This window comes from Hymenobacter lapidiphilus, assembly GCF_013377885.1.
In the GTDB taxonomy this organism is placed as follows: Bacteria; Bacteroidota; Bacteroidia; order Cytophagales; family Hymenobacteraceae; genus Hymenobacter; species Hymenobacter lapidiphilus.
Genome location: NZ_JABKAU010000091.1, coordinates 1 through 1,333 on the forward strand (window position 1 = coordinate 1; position 1,333 = coordinate 1,333).

General features: G+C 57.4%; 2 protein-coding genes. One reads left to right on the top strand and one right to left on the bottom strand.

Annotated features, from left to right (window positions below; translation table 11 throughout):
- Positions 1–132 precede the first annotated feature (132 nt).
- Positions 133–717, bottom strand: a complete 585-nt coding sequence (locus tag HW554_RS20160; protein ID WP_176910325.1) for a hypothetical protein — start codon at positions 715–717, stop codon at positions 133–135.
- A 250-nt stretch (positions 718–967) separates the two neighbouring features.
- On the opposite strand from HW554_RS20160, the gene HW554_RS20165 reads away from it, so the two are divergent.
- Positions 968–1,312: a hypothetical protein gene (locus HW554_RS20165; RefSeq protein ID WP_176910326.1), complete on the top strand. Its 345-nt coding sequence runs from the start codon at positions 968–970 to the stop codon at positions 1,310–1,312.
- The last annotated feature ends 21 nt before the right edge of the window (positions 1,313–1,333 follow it).

The window sequence follows — 1,333 nt, forward strand, 5'->3', positions numbered from 1 at the left end:
GTTTACCTTCGGACCGTTTGGCTGAACGTTTACATGGCCGTAAACGCCTTTTTAGCAGTCGGACAGTTTGCACCGTCCCAGAGCAGTGGTATTCTCAAACCGCTTCTAATGCGGAGACATGCTGGTTTTCGCCTACGGGAGCAGCGTGACGGTGACGGTCTCCGCGCGATAGACTTCCCCGTTGGTTTGCCGGTAGTAGATCCGAAACCGTTGTGGCCCCGCTACCGCCGGCGGAGTCCGCAGGGCAAAATCCACCCACCGAAATGGCTCCTGCGGCTGTCGCGGCGAGGGCAGTTGGGCAGCAACGTCTGCGGTGTCGAGGAGCAGGTCGAGAAGCGAGGCACCGGCTGGATGTGCGGCGTCGTACGGGTGGGCACTGGTGATGCTCAAGCTGTCGGCGCGCTCCGCCGTGCCCAATAGCCCGGACGGGGCAGCAGGCGGGCAGGCATAGGCGGCCCCCATGATTCCAGGAACGGCCGCCGCGGCGTAGTAGCGTTCCTGAAGCCGCAACCGTAAGCGGAACTCTTGGCGAGCTACCGTCGCGTTCGGGGCCAGCGTCTCCGCCGCGGCCGCCGCTGGCTGGCGAGCCAGCGAGGCGCTGAGGCCTTGCACATCGTAGTACGTGGGCCCCTGAACGGGGCCACACTCGTCGCTGCCGAGCAATCCACAGGCCGGCAAGCCGAACACCAACGCAACAACTAGGAAGTACTTTTTCATGGCTCTAAAGCTATAAAGGAATACCAGGGGACGCCTCATCTTCGCACGCAACTGTCTTCATTTTCGGCAACCACTCGATTTGCTGAAGCACTTTTAATCCCTTCTTCCACCAAACGAAGCGCGTTTACCATCGGACCGTTTTCGCGAACAGTTTTGCGGTTCAGAGCCTGTAGTGGCGGGCGCCCCTAAAACAGCAGCTCTCGTTTCCACTTTGTTTCTCGTCTAAGAAAGCATGCAAAACTTGACGGATATGTTTCTCTTGCAGTGTCGGGAGAACTTTTTCCTAGGTATCACCCCTGCCAACCTCCTGCAACGCGCAGAACCCGGTCCACAAAAACTTGTGGAATTATATACACGATTTATCGGGGCGAATCAAATAGTAGCATTCGTCGGGTTGTTACAGGAAGGCCAGTATTATATCAATCTATGGGCCGCTCACCTGCTCGTTGAGCACCATCACCCTGATGGGCCAACCCACCAGATTTGTATGGACACTATTGAGCGCTATGCTAATAGTTCGATTGACCCGAAGGTCGCCCAGCAGGAGCTGGAATGGCTGAGGCGTCAGGCACAAGCTTACCCCTTCTTCAACTGAACAGCGCGCGTTTACCTTGCT